Origin of the sequence: Ectopseudomonas oleovorans, from assembly GCF_029845265.1 — a bacterium.
GTDB classification, from domain to species: Bacteria; Pseudomonadota; Gammaproteobacteria; order Pseudomonadales; family Pseudomonadaceae; genus Aquipseudomonas; species Aquipseudomonas oleovorans.
Genome location: NZ_JAOCLK010000014.1, coordinates 1 through 19549, shown reverse-complemented (window position 1 = coordinate 19549; position 19549 = coordinate 1). Strand labels below are relative to the sequence as shown.

The window sequence follows — 19549 nt, the reverse complement described above, 5'->3', positions numbered from 1 at the left end:
CTTATCGACGTGATTCAGTCGCTCTTGATAAGGACATAAAGAAATTTCTAACGACGCAGAGCCTTGGCCATCGCCTGGTCGACGTGGTGTCGCCATTCGTCATCGCGCCACTGCTCCTCCCGACGCGCCTGCCAGTCATCGATGCGCTGCACGTCTTCGCATTGGCGGAAGCCATCCTCCCAGCCGCGGGCATACAGCGGCTCGGCCATGTAACGTGGCACGTCCTTGTCGAACTGACCGAGCGGGCCAACAGCCGAACGCCCACTGCTGCAACCGTCCTCGAAGCCGTCGACGAAGGTTGGCGGATAGTTCTCTGCCAGCATCTGCTCGCGCAGGCTCTGACACCCCAGCAAGACCAGCAACGACAGGCCACAGATCAGCAAACGCGCGACCTTCATGACTTCATACCCCCTCGATTACGCCGAGCAGCCGATCCTTTAGCGCGCACAGCGCCCATGCGCTGGTGCTACAGGCGCCTGTGGCCAATGCTGAACGCAACGCCGGAATGTCGGCGTCGCGCAGGTAGCGCTCGGCGTCGCCCATACGCTCTTCGCCGCCAAAACCGCCACCGCGCATTTCTGCCAATGCCTGTTCCTTGCTCCAGTTCTGGTAGATCACCCGGTACAGGGCGGCGATCAGCCCGGTACGGTTTTGCCCATGCTTGCAATGAATCAGTACCGTGCCGCGACTCTGCGCCTGGCGGATGCTGCGCAGTACCTCTATGACATCGGCGTCATCGATACGATCAGTGCGCAACGGCAGGTGTACCTGATGAACGCGCGGATCACCCAACCATTGCTCGTCGCCGCGCTGATAGAAGTTGATCACCGTGGTGATGCCGAGCGCCTGCAGTTGCGGCCAGTCCCGCGCCGCAGGCAATGCGCTGCGGTACAGATCAGGCGTCATGCGATACAGGTTGATGCGGGTGTCCAGTGGCTGTGCCCAGCTGGCCGGGCGCACGCCTTGCACGGGCGCCGCCGACGTCGTCGCGCCCCACGCCATGCTCAGGGGCAGCGCCAACAGCGCACTGACGAAAACCACGGTGGCCAACGCCAGGCGCAAGCCCTGTTGGAGTCTGTTCATCGGCAGGTTTCTCCCCAGACCACCTGATTCCCTGCGTTTTGTGCGACAGGCGCTCGGTAAAGCAGCCAGCGGTAGGTCAGCACGCAGATCACCCAGTTGATCAGCAGCGTCCACAGGTTGTGCGAGAGAAAGTGCGCGCCCTGCAACATCCGCCCCAGGGAAAACAGCGAACCCAGCCCCAACGCCACCACCAGCGCGATTCGCGCGGCACGTGGGCGGCGGTCGCGCAAGACGAAGAACAGTGCCAGCAGCGAGAACCCCGCCGAGGCATGGCCGCCCGGCCAGCAGCGGCCGGGATTGGCGGTCGGTGCGCGCTCGGCCAGCAGCGGCGTGAATTGCTCCTGGCCACCAAACTCGCTCAGGCTCCAGGGGCAGTGCATGCCGGTGAGCGTTTTCAACGGGGTGACCAGCGAAGTCGACAGCCCCAGCGCCAGCACCAGATAGCCAAGCTGTCGGCGCCATTGGCGTAGTCGCGTGGGCAGCAGGCTGAGCGCGAAGCCTGCGATAGCCAGCACACCGAGCAGGATCAGCGCCTGCTTGGCGCGGTCATGCAGGATGTCCTCGAGCCAGAAGCTGCTACGCCCGATGAAACCTTGTCCGGGTTCGTAGAACAGCCGCGCCAGGGCGAAATCCACCGGGCTGGGGTCGAACGCCAGCAGCAGCGCCATGAGCAGTACCGGTATGCCGAGCGCCAGACGAAAGTCGAAATAACGGGATGACATTTCCACTCCTTAGCGCTCACTGAGTTGCTGGCTGGATTGGCTATCTGGATGCCAGGCCATCAGATGTTTACTGAAGGCATGGCTGGCGCCCTGGTAGTAAGCGATGTCGCGACGCAGCAGCGGATCGTCGCCATCGCTGCGCGACTCATGGCTCAGCCCCAGGGCATCGTCATGGCGGCGCATGCCCCGGCGCGGGCTGAGAATCGCCAAATCCTTGCCGTCGAACAGCCCCAGGTGCTGGTAGTTGCCCAGCAGCGCACGGCCTGCTGGATGATCCGCGCGCAGCAGGTTGCGGCCGAAGAAGGTGGAGACGTAATCCAGGTTGAGCAGGCCGAGCAGCGTCGGCGCCACGTCGATCTGGCTGGCCACGTCGCGGTACTCGCCCGGCTCGATGTAGCTGGGGGCATAGATGAATAAGGGGATGTGGTAGTTGGCCACCGGCAGGTCCTCACGCCCGGCACTGCCGGCGGTATGGTCGGCGACGAAGACAAACAGCGTGTTGTCGAACCAGGGCTTGCTGCGCGCCTCGGCGAGGAACTGGCCGATGGCGTAATCGGTGTACTTCACCGCCCCTTCGCGCCCGTCGCCGGAGGCAATGTCGATGCGCCCGTCCGGGTAGGTGTAGGGACGGTGGTTGGAGGTAGTCATCAGTTGCAGGAGGAACGGCTTGCCGGCGGCGTGATCGGCATCGGCCACCTTGATCGCCTGGCGATAGAGGTCCTCGTCGGCCATGCCCCAGGCGTTCTGAAAGCTCATCTCGGCCTCGTCGACGCTGCTCTGATCGACGATGCGATAACCATTGCCGCCGAAGAAGGCGTTCATGTTGTCGAAGTATCCGCGCCCGCCATAGACGAAGACGCTGTCGTAGCCCTGCGCGCCCAACTGCTGGCCCAGGCTGGCATAGCCGGACTCGCGGCCGATGCGCTTGACGATGGAGCGCCCCGGGGTCGGCGGTACCGACAGGGTCAGCGCCTCCAGACCGCGGTCGGTGCGCGTACCCGTGGCATAGAAATTGGTGAACACCAGGCTGTGCTTGCGCAGCTCGTCCAGGTTCGGGGTCAACCCACGGGTATCGCCAAAACTGCCCAGATACTTGGCACTCAAGCTCTCGATGGTGACCAGCACCACGTTGAGCTTGCGCGCCTGGCCGGGGTTGTCGATCACCCGGCGAATGTCCTGCGGGTCACTGCCGATGAAGCGCGCATTGGGCTCGGCCACTTCGGCGCGCAACTGCTCGGCCACCGCAGCATCGGGCAAGGTGGCGTAGAACTGCTGATAGTCCAGCTCGTTGTTACGAAACGCAGCGAAGAACTGGTACGGGCCATTGCTCGCCAGCTCACGCTGGTAGGTATTGCCACCCAGGCTACGCGGCGCGTCCTGCCCCACCAGGCCGCTGCACAGCCAGACCAACAATGCCAGCATCACCAGTGCATAGACCGCACGCAGCCGTGGCAAACGTGGCGCCTGCAACGCCGCGCGCAGCGGCCGGCGCAGCGCTACGGTCAAGCCGATGGCCAAGACTGCCAACAGCGCCAGCAGCGGATAGATCGGGTAGGACTCGAGAATGTTGTCGACGACCTCTTTGGAGTACACGAGGTAGTCCACGGCAATGAAGTTGAAGCGCACGCCGAACTCGTCCCAGAACAGCCATTCGGCCACCGCGGTGAAGAACATCGCGAACAGGCTGAAGGCCGCCAGGGCGATCAACAGACGCTGGTGCCAACGGCGCTGCCACAACCAGGCAGGACACAGCAGCAGGTAAAGCGCCAGCGGCGCGGCGGCGTAGACCAGGAAGCTCAGGTCATAGATCAGACCGACGCCATACAGGCCAAGCAGGTTCGGCAGGGTGACACCGGCATCGCCCAGATGCGCAATCAGCAGCACGCTACGAGTGAGGAAGAAAACCGCCAGCCAAGCCAGCAGAATGATCGACAGATAACGAAGTTGCGCGTAATGGAGACGTGGCATCGTATGATCCTTGCAGGATGAACGAGCCGCAGTCTGCGAGGCGAGCTGTGAGCCTCTCGTCAAAGCCGTGTGAAAAAATCGTCAAACCCAGGAATAACCCGCGATGCGCATTCTGGTCATCGAAGACAACCGAGACATCCTCGCCAACGTGCTCGACTATTTGCAGCTCAAGGGCTTTTCTGTCGACTGCGCGCAGGACGGCCTGAGCGGCCTGCACCTGGCCAGCAGCGGCCACTACGACCTGATCGTGCTGGACATCATGCTGCCGGGCATCGACGGTTATCAGGTGTGCAAGCGCCTGCGCGAGGATGGTCGCAGCGAAGTCCCCATCCTCATGCTGACCGCGCGCGATGCGCTGGATGATCGCCTGCAGGGGCTCAATGCCGGCGCCGATGACTATCTGATCAAGCCTTTCGCCCTGTCCGAGCTGGTGGCGCGCATCGAAGCGATCCTGCGCCGTAGCCGCGGCAGCCGCAAACGCCAGCTGCAGGTCGCCGATCTCAGCTACGACCTCGATACCCTGCAGGTCAGTCGCGCCGGCCAACTGCTCAAGCTCAACCCGTTGGGCCTCAAGCTGCTGGCCATCCTCATGCAACGCAGCCCAGCGGTGGTACGCCGTGAAGCGCTGGAAGAAGCCCTGTGGGGCGACGATTGCCCGGACAGTGACAGCCTGCGCAGCCATGTCCATCAACTACGCCAGGTACTCGACAAGCCCTTTCCCACACCACTGCTGCACACCATCCACGGCGTCGGCTATCGCCTGGCGGAGAACCCCGATGCCGTCTAAGCAGCAGTTCGAACGGCGGATTCTGATCGCCTTCGTGCTGATGACGGTGATGGTCAGCGGCCTGTTCTCGTTGAGCATCGTCGGTGTGGTGCATTTCATCGAGGAGCATCTGGTTTCCCAGGAGATGAGTCGCGAGCTGGGTGAAACACTGAACGAGGACATCCGCCAGGGGCGCCCACCGCGCCTGGACTCCAGCACCCGCTTCTTCTCGTCGAATAATCCCGACTATGCCATCCCGCCCGAATATGACGGCCTGCGGGAAGGGTTCAACGAGGTCGTCAGCGGCAACGAGGCGTTTTACGTCTACGTACAGAAGATCAACGGCGAGACCTACATGCTGGTGCAGGAGCAACAGGAATTCGAAGCCCGCGAGAATGCGCTGTTCAATGTGGTGCTGGCGGGCTTTCTGCTGACGGTGATCGCCGCCTGGGGCCTGGGCTTGATGATGGCGCGCAAGGTCATGGCGCCGATCAGCCGGCTGGCGCAGCAGGTGCGTCATCGCGACCAGCTGCATCCGCTGGCGCCACCATTGGCACCGGATTACCCCGACGACGAAATCGGCCAGTTGGCCGCTGCCTTCGACAGCACGCTGGGCCAGGTGCGTCAGTCCCTGGAGCGCGAGCGTCTGTTCACCAGCGATGTCAGCCACGAACTGCGTACACCGCTGATGGTCATCGCCACTTCCTGCGAGCTGCTTGCCGAGGCGCCCCTGGGCCCGCGCGAGAAGGAACAGGTGGCGCGCATCGCCCGCGCCAGTGAGGAAATGCGCGAACTGGTGCAGACATTCCTGCAGCTGGCGCGCGACAAGAGCAACGAAGCCGCGTTCGTCGGCGACCGTACCCTGGCTGCCGTCGCCGATGAGCAAGCCAGTCGCTGGGGCGCGCTGATGAAAGAGAAAGGCCTGGACTTCCAGTTGATCGAGGAAGGCCAGGACGACGGCCGCTACAACGCCACGTTCCTCGGTACGGTGATGGCCAACCTGCTACGCAATGCCCTGCACTACACCGAGAGCGGCAGTGTGCGCCTGATCCTCGAAGCGGGCGCGTTTCGCATCGAGGACAGTGGTGCCGGCATTCCTGCCGAGCAGCACGAGCGGATCTTCCAGCCGTTCGTACGCGGCGCCCAGGCCCGCGGCGAGGGCCTCGGTCTTGGCCTTTCGCTGGTCAAGCGCATCTGCGCCAAACAGGGCTGGCAGGTCAGCCTGGAGAGTGAACCGGGCCATACGCATTTTCGCGTGACACTCAACAATGGCGCTTGACGAAATTTTCACGTCCCTTTGACGGGACCTTGATGCGCGGCTCTCTAAGGTGGCGAACGTAGCCATCAAGGGACGTTCATCATGCCCAAGCCAAGCCCCATCGAACTGGATTTTTCCCGCAAGTACGATTTCGAGCACGCCCAGCAATACCTGCACAAGCATCAGGACGGCCTGTTTCGGCGCCTGTCCCACTGGCGCGACGTGCAGGTGGCGCGCCGTGCGCTGCAGATGGCCGATCAGCCGAACCTGGTGCTCGACCTGCCCTGCGGCGCCGGCCGTTTCTGGCCGATGCTCTGTGAGCAGCCAAACCGGGTGATCCTCGCCGCTGACAATTCCGCCGATATGCTCGCCACCGCGCGTGCCGCACAGGCCCCCGAGGTGGTGGCGCGAGTCAACAGCTTCCGCACCTCGGCCTTCGCGATCGACCTGGGTGACAACGCGGTGGACTGCATCTTCTGCATCCGCTTGCTGCATCACATCGAGTCGGCCGAGCACCGTCTGGCCATCCTTCGCGAGTTCCACCGCGTCAGCCGCGACACGGTGATCGTCTCGCTGTGGGTCGATGGCAACTACAAGGCCTGGAAACGCCGGCGCCTGGAGGCCCGGCGCGCCGCTCAGGGCCGTGCGGCGCAGAACCAGAACCGCTTCGTCGTCCCTCGCAAGACCGTTGAGGATGAGTTCCACCAGGCCGGCTTCGCCATACTCGGCCACCTGGACTTCCTGCCCGGCTATGCCATGTGGCGCACCTACGTACTGCGCAAGGAGGCCTGAAATGGGCGTTCTCAGCGAACAAGCACTGGCCGCCCTGCCCTCTACCGAGTTCGATCGCTGGTGGCACAGCCCTGGTCAATGGGTCGAGCCGGCCAACCAGCGGCGCGGCGGCGAAAGTGGCGTGCGCCTGCTGCAGCACTGGGACGGCAGCAGGCCGCTGCTCTACTGCAAACGCCAGAACGGGCACATCTACCGCTCGCTACGCCATCCTTTGGGCAGGCCTACCATTCTCCGTGAGCTACAGGCCTATCGCGCCTTCGCCCGCCTCGGTATTCGCACACCGAACATCGTTTACTGCTCAGCGCGCAAACAGGCCGGGCAATGGCAGGCACTGCTGGTCACCGAGGCTTTACCGGGTTTCGTCAGCCTGGAGCAGTGGTACAGCGAGCCCCATGTGGCGCAGCTCAATGAGGTCATGCTGCGACGCCTGGCGGTAACACTCGCACGCCTGCACCTGGGCGGCTGGCAACACGGCTGCTGCTATGCCAAGCACCTGTTCGTCAAAGCCCGTAGCGATGGTGACGTGGATATCGCCCTGCTGGATCTGGAAAAAAGCCGGCGACGTTGGCGCGTCGCCAGCGCCTCGCGGCGCGACCTGGGCCAGCTGGACCGGCATCGTGGCGCCATGCCCGACGCCGACATGAGTTACCTGCACCAGGCCTACCAGCAGGCCCTGAACGATCCCTGGGGTGGGCTGCAACCATGAACGACAGTTCCGATCTGGACGCCCTGTCCTTCAAGGGGAGCCGCGGCCTGGCGCGCATCCTCAATGCCACCGGCTATTCGCTGGCCGGGCTGCGTGCGGCCTATCAGGGTGAAGCCGCGTTCCGTCAACTGGTCTGGCTGAATCTGCTCCTGCTGCCGCTGGCCTGCCTGGTCGATGTCGGCCGCGCCGAGCGCGCGTTGCTGATGCTGGTGCCGCTATTGGCGCTGGTGGTGGAACTGCTCAATTCCGCCATCGAGGCGGTGGTCGACCGCATCTCGCTGAACCTGCACCCGCTGTCCAAACAGGCCAAGGACATGGGCAGCGCGGCGCAAATGGTCGCGCTGCTGATGATCGCCCTGACCTGGGCGATCATCCTGCTCTGATCAGCGCACCATGAAACGCTGTTCGGCCAGCTTGCGATCGCCCTGATAGACGATGAAATGCCATTCGCCGGGCACCACTTCATGATGCTCGGTGAATTCGAAGGCCATCACGTCCTGCGGTGCACCGACCACCAGCTTCTGCTGCACTTCGAACTTGTCATGACGCTGACCATCCGGCGTGACAACGCCTGGCGTGAGGTACAACAACGTCAGGGGTGGTTCGCCCTCACGCTTGCCGGCCAGGCTGTAACGCATGCCGAACTTGGTGCCTAGCTTGGCGGGAATCTGCTCGGTACGCTCGATTTCCTGGTTGCTGCGGGTCAGTACCCGCTCGCCGGGCTGGTAGTCCTGATACTGGCTGCTGAAGATGCCGTATTCCACCAGCCCTTCGACACGGACGTCAGCCTGGCTCAGACCTGCCCAGGCGAATAGACCGGCCATCACGGCCACTCGGGTGTAATGCATGGTGCGCTCCTCGTTGAGATGAGCGCGAGCCTATGACGTGTGAATGACAGGTTGATGACATATTGCCCTTACCGCCCTTGCTTGTAAGACTGCACCGCACGGTTTAAAGGACATTACCGAGGGAACCTGATGCCGTCGCTCACGCCCCCAAGCAGCCTTACCCCGCATCACGCCAAATATTTCGCCTGGGAGCTCACGCGCCGTCGCGCTGCCAGCGAAGAGGATCGGCTCTCCCAATCGTTATTCGATGCCAGTGTCGATCTCAATCCACACCAGATAGACGCAGCCCTTTTCGCCTTGCACAACCCACTCAGCAAAGGGGTGATGCTGGCGGATGAGGTAGGCCTCGGCAAAACCATCGAAGCCGCGCTCGTCCTGTGCCAGATGTGGGCAGAACGCCGCCGTCGTTTGCTCGTCATCTGCCCGGCAGCGCTGCGCAAACAGTGGGCACAGGAGCTCTCCGACAAATTCAACCTACCGACCCAGGTGCTGGACGCACGAACCTGGAAATTGCTCCGCGAGCAAGGCATCTACGACCCATTGGATCGCGACGTCATCAGCATCATGTCGCTGAACTTTGCAGCCCGGATGGAGGAGCAGCTTGGCAACATTCCCTGGGATTTGGTCGCCATCGATGAAGCCCACAAACTGCGCAACGCCCATCGCAAAAGCAATGAAACCGGCCAGTCGCTCAAGCGTTCATTGGCTGGACGGCGCAAGCTTCTGCTGACCGCCACCCCTCTGCAGAACTCATTGATGGAGCTGTATGGTCTCAGCTCCTTGATAGACGAAGACATCTTCGGCGATGAGCGCAGCTTCCGTGCCCAGCACAGCAACATCGACGCGGACCTGGCTGCGCTACGTCGCCGCCTGCATGCATTCATCAAGCGCACACTGCGTAAAGACGTCCTTGAGTACGTGCCCTATACGCAGCGTCACGCACTGACTACGCCGTTCACCCCCAGCGATGATGAACAGCGCCTCTACGATCTCATTTCCGCCTACTTGCATCGCGACTTCAGCTACGGCTTTCCACAGCGGCAAAAGCATCTCGTCGCACTCATCCTGCGCAAGCTCCTGGCCTCTTCGACAGAAGCCGTTCTGGCTACCCTGCAAGCCATCAAAGCGCGTCTACAGAAGCTACTGGATCGCCAGAGTATTGATGAGCAATGGTTCGAGCATCTGATCGAAGAGAACGAACTCGAAGAAGACCTTCTGGAAGCCGCAGAAGCGGCAGCTAGCTACGAAGCCCAAGACTCTGCAAGCAAGATCGACTTCGAGCTGCTGAGCAAGGAAATCACCGAGCTCGATACCTACATCGAGATTGCCCACAGCATTCGCGAAGACCAGAAATCATTCGCCTTGCTCAATGCGCTGGAGCAAGGCTTTGCACGCATGTCCGGCATGGGCGCCCAACGCAAGGCCGTCATTTTCACCGAGTCACGCCGGACTCAAGAGTACCTGGCCCGTTTTCTAGAAGCCCACGGCCACCTTGGCAAAGTCGTCACCTTCAGTGGTGGCAACCAGGGTGAGGCCGCTACCGGCATCTATCAACGCTGGCTGACTCGCTACCAGGGTAGTGACCGTGTAACCGGCTCGCCAGCTATCGATCGCCGCACAGCGCTTATCGATCACTTCCGTGATACGGCCGAAATTCTGATTGCGACCGAGGCTGCCGCCGAAGGTGTAAACCTGCAGTTCTGCTCTTTGGTCGTGAACTATGACCTGCCGTGGAACCCGCAACGGGTAGAACAGCGCATTGGGCGTTGCCACCGCTATGGCCAACGGTTTGACGTGGTCGTCATCAACTTCCTCAACCAGCGCAATGCCGCAGATCGACGAGTCCTGGAACTCCTCCAGGACAAGTTCCATTTGTTCGAGGGCGTTTTTGGTGCGTCCGACCAGGTGCTCGGCAGGATCGAAGCCGGCATTGACTTCGAGAAGCGCATTGCCGAGATCTACGACTGCTGCCGCACCCCACAAGAGATCGACGCAGCGTTCACCCGCTTGCGCGCCGAACTGGACGCCGACATCCAGGCAAGAATGCTGGAAACCGAAAAGCTCCTGCTGGAAAACTTCGACGCGGACATTCACAGCCTGCTCAAGACCCACAAAGAGCGCGCCGAAAGCCAGCTAGACCGTATAACCCGCCTGTTCTGGAAGCTGACTCAGTACATCCTGGCTGAGCACGCTAAATTCGACAGCCAGAACCTGGCTTTCGATCTCCAGCTGCCACCTCTCCCACAGGTGGTCACAGGGCATTATCAGCTCATCCGCAAAGGCGAACAGGCCAAGCAGATCCAGCCTGAAAACACCCGCATCTACCGGCTTACACACCCCCTTGGTGAATACGTTCTCGATCAAGGCCGCAGCGCTCAGGCGCCCAGCGCAACGCTGCACTTCAGTTATGCGCAATGGCTTGAAGCCCGTAACCCACGTATCAGCGTGATCGAGCAACTGCTGGGTAAACAGGGCTGGCTTCAGCTCAACCTGCTGGAACTCGATAGTTTTCAGCGCGAAGAGCACTTGGTTTTCACCGCCATGACCGATAGCGGCGAGCTACTCGATCAAGAAACCTGCGAGAAGCTCTTCCAGCTTTGCGCAAATGTAGAGCCAACGCAGATCAGCCCGCCTGATGATCTGCATGGCAATGCCCGTCGCCAGATCGATGCCGCATTGAGCCAAGCACTGGAACACAATGACAAGTTCTTCCAGCAAGAACGCGACAAGCTGGATGCCTGGGCCGAAGACCGCATTCTCGCTGCCGAGCAAGCCCTACAAGACACCAAGCTCAAGCTCAAAGGACTGAAACGTCAAGCGCGAGTTTCCCAAAGCATGGACGAGGCCCGCCGCCTGCAGGATGACATTCGCAAGGTAGAGGGAGAACAGCGGCGTCAACGACAGGAAATCTTCTCCGTGGAGGACGAAATCGAGGCTCGCCGCGATGCACTCATAGAAGCCCTGGAGAAACGCCTGCATCGCGCCAGCCGTACCCAAACACTCTTCACCGTGCGCTGGGCCGTGATTTGACACGTCGCCGAAAGAGCATTTCGAGAACACGAAGAGCACACATGTCGCTACCAACGACATGAACGCAAAACGTGTCGCCGAAATCTAATAATAGCGACACGTCGCGCATACATGTTTACACTGCAACCACGAAAGGGCGCTCACCAGAGCGCCCTTGCCACTAGCAGGCCGTTGAAAAACGTAAGCGAGGCAACCAGTGCAAGGCAAAAGCAGGCGAAAAAGCGGAGTTTACGAGCTGTAAATGAGCATTTTGATCGGACTCGCGCACGAGCCTGTTTTTAACGCAGCAATGGCAACGCAGATAGTTTTTCAACGGCCTGTTAGATGGATACTAAGGATTAGGACTGCATCCATGACTGCATCCCCCCTGCCCTGGCAGGCTGACAAGCCTTATAACCAACTTCCGCCATTGCCGCCCACGGCAGAGCTGGAGACCCGTGCAGTGCTCAAGCGCTGCATCGAGGCCCGCACAGCCCTGGCGGAATTGAAGCAGGCAGCCGAGCTGATTCCGAACCAAACGGTATTGATCAACACCATCCCGTTGCTGGAAGCCAAGGACAGCTCGGAAATCGAAAGCATCGTCACTACCACGGATTTGCTCTTCCAGCATGCACAGGATGGCGACAATCACGCCGACCCGGCCACCAAGGAAGCCCTGCGTTATCGCAAAGCCCTACACCAGGGCTATCAGTCCTTAAAGGCGCGCCCACTATCGACCGTCACGGCAGTCGAGATCTGCCGCACGCTCAAGGGCGTGAATATGGATATTCGTCGGGTGCCGGGTACCCAGTTGGCCAACGACCGCACCGGCGAGATCATCTACACACCACCGGAAGGTGAAGACCATTTGCGCGACCTGCTCGCCAACTGGGAGCGCTTCCTGCACAACGAAACCGACCTCGACCCGCTGGTACGCATGGCCGTTGGGCATTACCAGTTCGAGGCCATCCATCCATTCACCGATGGCAACGGCCGCACCGGGCGCGTGCTCAACACCCTGTACCTGATTCAGGAAGGTCTGCTGAGTCTGCCGATTCTCTACCTCAGCCGTTACATCATCGCCCACCGCGCTGATTACTACCGCCTGCTGCTGGATGTCACCCGCGACCAGGCCTGGGAACCTTGGCTGCTGTACATGCTCAGCGCCGTGGAAGAAACCGCCCGCTGGACCACCGCCAAGATCGCCGCCATCCGCAGCCTCTCGGAGCACACCACCGAGTTCGTGCGCGAACGCCTGCCGAAAACCTATTCCCGTGAGCTGGTCGACGTGATTTTCGAACAGCCCTACTGCCGTATCAGCAATCTGGTCGACAAGCAGATCGCGCAGCGGCAGGCCGCCTCCCGCTACCTGAAAGAGCTGGTCGGCATCGACGTGCTGCGCGAAGTGCAGGTCGGCAAGGAAAAACTCTTCATTCATCCCAAGCTGATGCAGCTTCTGACGCGCGACAGCAACGAATTCCAGGCCTACGCCTGACCTTTATCGAGACGTACCCATGAACAAGCAAAAAGACCAATTCATCGCCCTGCTGGGCGAACTGTTCCAGCTCAACCAACCCGAGCTCGACTTTGGCCTGTACCGCATCCTTCACGCCCGTAGCGCCCAGATAAAGGCCTTTATCGATACCGAACTGGGCAGCGAGATCGATGCCCACTTTGCCGAGCAATCGCAAAGCAACGCCCACGACTCGCTCGAAGCCGCTCGGGTCAAGGTCGCTGAAACACTCGGCGAAGATGCCTTCCTGCCCACGGGTGAACTGAAACCCGAGTATCGCGGTACCAAGGTCGGCAAGGAATTCGAACTCGCCCAACAGCAAGCCCGCGACGGCGGCGGCGTGTTGGCGGACGATGCCCAGGTCTACGAGCACCTGTACCGTTTCTTCAGCCGCTACTACGACAAGGGCGACTTCATGTCCAAGCGCTACTTCGTCGCCGAGAACGACAGTCGCGCCGCACCCTATGCCGTGCCTTATGACGGCCGTGAGGTCATGCTGCACTGGGCCAACAAAGACCAGTACTACATCAAATCGAGCGAAGCGCTGAGCAACTTCACCTTCGACCTCAGCACGGCACAGGCCAAGGAACAAGGCCAGCAAAGCGGATTCGACTTCCAACCCGCACAGGCTAGCCCGCTGAAGGTGCACTTCCGCCTGGCTGCTGCCGCAGAAGGCGAGCACAACAACGTCAAAGAAAGCCAGGAGCGTTTCTTTATCATCCACGACTCGCAAGCCCTGCAGCTTGAAGTCAACGACCAGGGCCAAACGGAGCTCGTCGTCCAGTTCGACTACCGCCCCGATACTGAGAAATCCGGCCAGGCCGGCACCTGGCAGCAAAAGCGCCTGGCAGAAGCCGAACGGGTGGTAGCCGAGCAGCTAGAAAACCTGCTGTTCGCTCATCCCGAGCTTCGCCCATTCCAGGAGCTGCTGTTCGCCCTCGCGCCGACCGATAAACAGCCCAACCGTACGCTGCTGGGTAAATACCTGGGGCAGTTCACCGCCCGCAATACCATGGACTACTTTATCCATAAGAACTTGGGTGGTTTCCTGCGTCGTGAACTGGATTTCTATATCAAGAACGAGATTATCCGCCTCGACGATATCGAAGCCGCCGATGCCCCACGGGTGGATGAATACCTGAAGAAGCTGCGTGTACTGCGCAAGATTGCCCGACGCATTATCGACTTTCTCGCCCAGCTCGAAGACTTTCAGAAAAAGCTTTGGCTCAAGAAAAAATTCGTTGTCGAGACTCAGTATTGCATCACTCTGGATCGTATCCCGGAGACCTTTTATCCAGAGATTCTAGCCAACAAAAAACAACAGGAAGAATGGCTTGAACTTTTCTCAATCAATGAAATTATCACCCAAAACGAGAAAGAAAGTTTTAGCGCCTCGCTAGACATCGAATTTCTAAAAAAGAATAAAACACTTATATTAGACACCAAATGGTTTGACCCCTCATTCAAAGATCGCCTAGTTGCAGAGCTAGAAAATATTGACATTGAGTGCACAGGCCTGCTGGTTAATTCCGAAAACTACCAAGCCCTTAATCTGCTAAGAAACCAACTAGAATCACAAGTAGACTGCATATATATAGACCCACCCTACAACACAGGAAAGGATGGCTTTCCTTACAAAGATGGGTATCGCACATCCTCATGGCTGTCCATGATAAATGACAGAATATCAGAGGCTAAAAAAACACTTAAACCTACTGCAGGTTTATTTGTTAGCTGCGATGAGAACGAGCACACAAGGCTTTCGATTAGCTTAGATAGAATATTCGGAACCGAAAACTCTCTTGCCGACTTCATCTGGAAAACAGACGGAAATTTTGACAACCAAGCAAAAGTAAAAATAGCTCACGAGCATATTTTGGCGTATGCAAAATGCGAACAGAAATTCGCATCACCACCTGTCATTGAGCCTGGACTGAGCAAGGACAGCAAGGTTTTCAATTCTGAAATAGTCAATACCATAGTAAAAAATGGTCCTAAGAATCCTATTGGCACAATAAAAATACCAGCAGGCTTTCCATGCTCATTCGAATCTGGCGTTATAAGCGCCAAAAGATCAGGCAGATCCAGCTGGCCGATTTTTGACCGAGATGTCGTCGTAGAAAACTTCAGAACTCTCGAAGCCGTATGCGCCAGTAGCGGCTGGAGCTCTAAAGCTCAATGTGAAGAGTTCATCGACAATGACATGCAACCCGTTCTAGATCAGAAAGGTCAGAAAACCCGATTCCGTCTTACCGCTACTGGAGCTATAGAGTCGGTAAAAGAGCGAGCTGCAGATGGTGGATATGTCACATCTATAATTCACTCTGTTGGCACGACACAATCTACAAGCGCCCTATTGGAAGATGCAGGCCTAGATTACCCCTTCTTCCCCAAACCCGTAGAGCTCATTAAATATCTTGTATCAATGGTCAAGGATGGCAGAGTAATACTTGATTTCTTTGGCGGATCAGGTACAACCGCTCACGCCGCAATAGATCTTTTTCGCGAAGACAAGGTTGAAAGAAAATATATACTTGTAGAACAGGCAGTCCATTTCGACACAGTACTACTTCCACGAATCAAGAAAAATATCTATTCCACCAGCTGGCAAGAGGGAAAACCGATAGCTAGAGACAGCATAAGCCACTCTCTAAAGTATATTCGTCTCGAATCATTTGAGGACACACTAAACAATCTGCAACTACCAGGCAGTCCCCGTTTGAATGTCAGCGCGACCGACTCCAGTGAGATGGCCCGCGACTATTTGCTCAAATACTGGCTGGAATTCGAAACGGCTGGCAGCCCGAGCCTACTCAATGTTAGCGAATTTAGTGACCCGACTGCCTACAAGCTCAAGGTCAAACAGCCAGGCAGCGATGCTCAGGTGGAGAAAACCATTGACCTGGTGGAAACCTTCAACTGGCTGATTGGCCTGCATGTCGCCCACCTCGATCAGCCGCGCCGCTATGCCATCGAGCTGGTGCGCGAAACCGATCCCGAGCTGCCGCAGGATCAGGACACGCGCTGGCGCGCCACCTCCATCAAGGAGCGTGAAGACGGCGAGTTCTGGTTCCGCGCCGTGGAGGGCCATGTGCTGCGTGTACCGGGTGATGAACTGTCACGCGAGCGCGTGCTGGTGATCTGGCGCAAGCTCACCGGCAACTCCGGTCGCGACCAGGCGGCGCTGGAGGCCTGGCTGGGCAAACGTGGCATCAACCCACGGGAGAGCGAGTTCGCCACCATTTACGTCAATGGCAACCATGCGCTGCCCAGCGATGGGGAAGCGGCCATGCGCGTGCGCTTGATCGAAGAAACCTTCGCTCAGCGCATGTGGGAGGACGCCTGAGATGGCTCGTGCTCCACGTAAAGGCAAAGCTCAGCCGCCCTTGGTGGCCAGCCATTTCCAAGAGGCGTTGGTGCTCAATCAGTACCTGATCAGCCTGTTTGGCATCGACCCGCTGGTCACGCACAAGGACGGCACTCACAACGTTCGCCCGCTGGAGATCATCGCCAAAAGTCTGCGCGGCGCTACGGCGGGCATCGACAAGAATGGCAGGCATCATTTCCTCACCGCCCTGCTCTCGCACTTACCGCCCCATGCCGCATTGACCCCGGCCCAGTTGGAGCGCTACGACGCCAATCTGGTGGCCCATACGCGCACCATCAATGCGCGGCGCAAGCACAAAGGTGAAATTGCCTGGAAGTACTTCCAGTGGCTGACGCTGCTGTTTGTCGAAATCTACCTCGACCGCTATTTCAACGACCGCCAGGGGCTTTGTGTTGCTCTCAATGCCTTTATTGAGCGCTTCAACCAGCACCACCTCACGCAGGGGCGCGAAACCGGCATCGGCGCTTACGCCGTCGAAGACCTCAACAAGCTCTGCCTGCAGAACGCCACAGGCAGCGGTAAAACGCTGCTGATGCACATCAACCTGCTGCAGTTTGCCCACCATGCGCGGACAACCGGCCAGGCCGATGATTACAGCCGGGTGATCGTGCTCTCGCCGAATGAGCGCTTATCCGAGCAACACGAGCGTGAGCTGCGTGAGAACGGCTTCTACCCCGAGCCGCTGCGCCAGGAAAGTGACCTGATCTCGCGCGGGCAAAATGCCCTGGATGTGCCGCTGCTGACCGAAATCACCAAGCTGGCGGACGAGCAAAAGGTCAAGCAGATGGCGGTCGACAGCTTCGGCGATGCCAACCTGCTGCTGGTGGATGAAGGCCATCGCGGCATGAGCGGCAGCGACTGGAAGAGCAAGCGCGACAAGCTGGCCGCCAAGGGCTTTACCTTCGAGTACTCCGCCACCTTCAAACAGGCCGTCAAGGCAGCCAATGATCGCGCCCTGGCTGAAAGCTACGCCAAGGCCGTGCTGTTCGATTACAGCTACCGCTACTTTTATGCAGACGGTTACGGCAAGGACTACCGTATTTTCAACCTGCCCAAGGATGAGCTGGCGCACAAGGACACCTACCTCACCGCCGCCCTGCTGGCGTTCTACCAGCAACTACGCATGTACACGGAAGCCGGCAAGCGTTACGCCGGCTACAACCTGGAAAAACCACTATGGGTCTTCGTCGGCGCCAGCGTCAGCGGGCGCAAGGTCGACGAGGAAAGCGTATCGCCCTCGGACGTCGCGCAGATCCTCGATTTCCTCGCGCGCTTTCTGGCCCATCGTGAAGCCTTCACCACGCTCATCGACACCGTGCTCAACGGCAATAGCCAGCAGACCGGCCTGCTCGACGCCCAAGGCCGCGATATCTTCATACAGTCTTTCCCCTACCTGAAAAGCTTGAAGCAAAGCGCGGCGCAGCTTTATGCCGATATCTGCCAACGCCTGTTCCACGCCCCCGGTGGTGGTCATCTGGTGGTCGAGCGGGTGAAAGGCGACAGCGGCGAATTGCTGCTCAAGGTGGGCGAGGCCGAACAACCCTTTGGCGTGATCAACGTGGGTGACGCCGCAGCGCTGGCCAAACATGTGCAGAGCGAGCTGGAAGACAAACACTCCCTGGCCGAGGTGCGCCCGAGCGAGTTTGGCGAGCCGGTATTCGCGGACGTGCACAAGCCGACTTCGCCCATCCATATGCTGGTCGGCTCGAAGAAGTTCATCGAGGGCTGGGACTGCTGGCGCGTGTCCAGCCTTGGCTTGATGCGTATGGGCCAGAGCGAGGGCGCACAGATCATTCAGCTTTTCGGCCGTGGCGTGCGCCTGCAAGGCAAGGACATCAGCTTGATGCGTACCAGCCGCTATCAGCCGGTCAATCCGCCACAGGATATTCACTTCCTGGAAACGCTGAACGTGTTCGGCGTGCAGGCTGACTTCATGGCGACCTTCCGCGACTTTCTGGAAAGCGAAGGCCTGCCTCCGAACGACGCGCCGCATGTCGAGGAAATCAAGCTCAACGTCACCCATGACTTCGGCCAGAAGCTCAAGATCCTGCGCTCCAAGTTCCGCAAGGACACGCAGGAGCAGTACGACTTCCGCAAACATGGCCCCATCGTGGATCTCAGTATCGATGCCCTCCCCCCAGGCATGACCAAAGGCGCCATGCCGCTGGTGGTCGATCGCTTCCCACGTCTGCAGATGCTCCAGGCCACCGAGGTCACCGGCCAGACACCAGAGGCTATGGCCAACCCACCTCGCTACTTCGACAATCTGCGGCTGTCGATGCTGGACTGGGATCGGCTTTGGTTCGATTTGGAGCGTTTCCGTCGCCAGCGACATCTGGATAACATCATCATCAAAGCCGGGGCATTACGCTCGTTGCTGGAGACCCCGGACTGGTATCGCATCCTGGTGCCAGCGCATTGGTGGGCACCTTCGATGGCCAATCTGCGTCACTGGCAGTCCATTGCACTGGAATTGCTCTGTGGCGCTCTCGAACGCTGCTTCAATCACCAGAAGCGCAAATATCTCGACCCGCGCATGGAGCTGGTGCTGCTCACGCGTGAGCATGAAAACCTGCCAGGCGACGACGCCAGCTATCAGTTGATCGTCGAAGCAACGGAGCAATACCTGATCGACGACATCCGCAAGCTGAAGGACGAGCTCGCTCAGGTTGGCTGGCGTGACAGCGGCTATATCCAGGGTTTAAGGCTGGATGCTCACCTCTACGAGCCACTACTTTCCAGCGAGAAGGTGAAGATCCAGCCTGTCGCGCTGAACAAATCCGAATTCCAGTTCGTTGACGACCTACGCCAATGGCTGCAAGCCAACGAGGAGAATCTTGCCGAGCGTGGCGAGCGCATCTTCTTGCTACGCAACCTGGCTCGCAAAGGCGTTGGCTTCTTCGAGGCGGGTAACTTCTATCCCGACTTCATCCTTTGGTGCCTGAAGTCTGACGGCAGCCAGCGCATCTGCTTCATCGACCCGCACGGTCTTGAGCATGAAGGCCCTGGCAGCGACAAGGTTCAGCTCGCGCAAAACATCAAGGATCTTGAAGCGCGCCTGAATGATCCAGAAGTGAGGCTAGAGTCGGCCATCCTATCGCCAAGTACGAACCGCATGCGTATCGAGCATCTGTGGAGCCAGCAAGGCCTTGCAAAGCCTGATCTGAGTGATCTGCACGTCTTCTTCATTGGCGAAGAGGGCTATATGGACGAAGTGCTGAGCCTCGTATTGCAGTGAGCCACCATAGCAGCGGGCTACTCAACCCGCTGCCATGATCACTCACATACCACAGTAGTCGCGTTCGACTTCACTTCGACAGATCAGCCTGCACCCGGCGCGGCAGCACGGAGAGGAAGTTGTCGCGCGCCACCTTGTGCGCCACGTCTTCGGGCAAGGCATCGAGGAACGGGTCGAAGCCCTTCATGTAGTCGCCCAGGCTGCCGAAACGGCCGACCACATCCGAGCCCAGCATGAAACGCTCCGGGTAACTGCTGA

General features: G+C 59.3%; 14 protein-coding genes and 1 pseudogene. 9 read left to right on the top strand and 6 right to left on the bottom strand.

All coding sequences use genetic code 11. The annotated features are described in order from the left end of the window. Positions 1-47: 47 nt before the first annotated feature. The 4 genes from N5J71_RS09540 to N5J71_RS09525 are packed head-to-tail and all read right to left on the bottom strand — an operon-like array spanning position 48 to position 3773. On the bottom strand, positions 48-398 hold the full coding sequence (locus N5J71_RS09540; protein WP_003240801.1) for a hypothetical protein: 351 nt from the start codon (positions 396-398) through the stop codon (positions 48-50). 4 nt (positions 399-402) lie between these two features. Further along, positions 403-1083 carry a phosphatase domain-containing protein gene (locus N5J71_RS09535; RefSeq protein WP_279916765.1) on the bottom strand — a complete coding sequence of 227 codons (681 nt, stop codon included), beginning with the start codon at positions 1081-1083 and terminating at the stop codon, positions 403-405. Next, positions 1080-1805 (bottom strand): phosphatase PAP2 family protein, encoded by a 726-nt coding sequence (locus tag N5J71_RS09530; protein WP_116618781.1) that lies wholly within the window; start codon positions 1803-1805, stop codon positions 1080-1082. Before N5J71_RS09530 ends, N5J71_RS09535 begins: the two co-directional genes overlap by 4 nt. A gap of 9 nt (positions 1806-1814) precedes the next feature. Next, positions 1815-3773 carry an LTA synthase family protein gene (locus tag N5J71_RS09525; RefSeq protein ID WP_279916764.1) on the bottom strand — a complete coding sequence of 653 codons (1959 nt, stop codon included), beginning with the start codon at positions 3771-3773 and terminating at the stop codon, positions 1815-1817. 103 nt (positions 3774-3876) lie between these two features. On the opposite strand from N5J71_RS09525, the gene N5J71_RS09520 reads away from it, so the two are divergent. From N5J71_RS09520 to N5J71_RS09500, 5 genes are all read left to right on the top strand, one after another. Further along, entirely contained in the window at positions 3877-4560 is a 684-nt protein-coding gene (locus N5J71_RS09520) for a response regulator transcription factor (RefSeq protein ID WP_092375129.1), read from the top strand. Continuing rightward, on the top strand, positions 4550-5818 hold the full coding sequence (locus N5J71_RS09515; protein WP_279916763.1) for a sensor histidine kinase: 1269 nt from the start codon (positions 4550-4552) through the stop codon (positions 5816-5818). Before N5J71_RS09520 ends, N5J71_RS09515 begins: the two co-directional genes overlap by 11 nt. 81 nt (positions 5819-5899) lie before the next feature. Next, entirely contained in the window at positions 5900-6589 is a 690-nt protein-coding gene (locus tag N5J71_RS09510) for a class I SAM-dependent methyltransferase (protein WP_273264559.1), read from the top strand. 1 nt (position 6590) lies between these two features. Continuing rightward, positions 6591-7295: a lipopolysaccharide kinase InaA family protein gene (locus N5J71_RS09505; protein WP_003460553.1), complete on the top strand. Its 705-nt coding sequence runs from the start codon at positions 6591-6593 to the stop codon at positions 7293-7295. Then, positions 7292-7678: a diacylglycerol kinase gene (locus N5J71_RS09500; RefSeq protein ID WP_003460555.1), complete on the top strand. Its 387-nt coding sequence runs from the start codon at positions 7292-7294 to the stop codon at positions 7676-7678. Before N5J71_RS09505 ends, N5J71_RS09500 begins: the two co-directional genes overlap by 4 nt. Here the strand turns inward: N5J71_RS09500 and N5J71_RS09495 are convergent, their stop codons facing one another. Continuing rightward, the gene (locus N5J71_RS09495; RefSeq protein WP_003460556.1) at positions 7679-8143 is read right to left on the bottom strand and encodes a DUF3859 domain-containing protein; all 465 of its coding nucleotides are present in this window, start codon (positions 8141-8143) and stop codon (positions 7679-7681) included. Positions 8144-8272: 129 nt separating this feature from the next. Here N5J71_RS09495 and N5J71_RS09490 point away from each other — a divergent pair, with 129 nt between their 5' ends. The 4 genes from N5J71_RS09490 to N5J71_RS09475 all read left to right on the top strand — a co-directional run bounded on the left by N5J71_RS09490 (position 8273) and on the right by N5J71_RS09475 (position 19291). After that, entirely contained in the window at positions 8273-11173 is a 2901-nt protein-coding gene (locus N5J71_RS09490; protein ID WP_279916762.1) for an SNF2-related protein, read from the top strand. Between the two features lie 352 nt (positions 11174-11525). Next, positions 11526-12647: a protein adenylyltransferase Fic gene (gene fic / locus N5J71_RS09485; protein WP_279916761.1), complete on the top strand. Its 1122-nt coding sequence runs from the start codon at positions 11526-11528 to the stop codon at positions 12645-12647. A 19-nt stretch (positions 12648-12666) separates the two neighbouring features. Then, a complete protein-coding gene (locus tag N5J71_RS09480) occupies positions 12667-16011 on the top strand; it encodes a site-specific DNA-methyltransferase (RefSeq protein WP_279916760.1) in 3345 nt (1114 codons plus the stop codon). Position 16012: 1 nt separating this feature from the next. Next, positions 16013-19291, top strand: coding sequence for a DEAD/DEAH box helicase family protein (locus N5J71_RS09475; protein ID WP_279916759.1), 3279 nt, complete (start codon positions 16013-16015; stop codon positions 19289-19291). A gap of 70 nt (positions 19292-19361) precedes the next feature. On the opposite strand, the pseudogene N5J71_RS09470 reads toward N5J71_RS09475, so the two are convergent. Next, positions 19362-19549, bottom strand: a pseudogene (locus N5J71_RS09470) (amidohydrolase family protein); the annotation flags it as partial.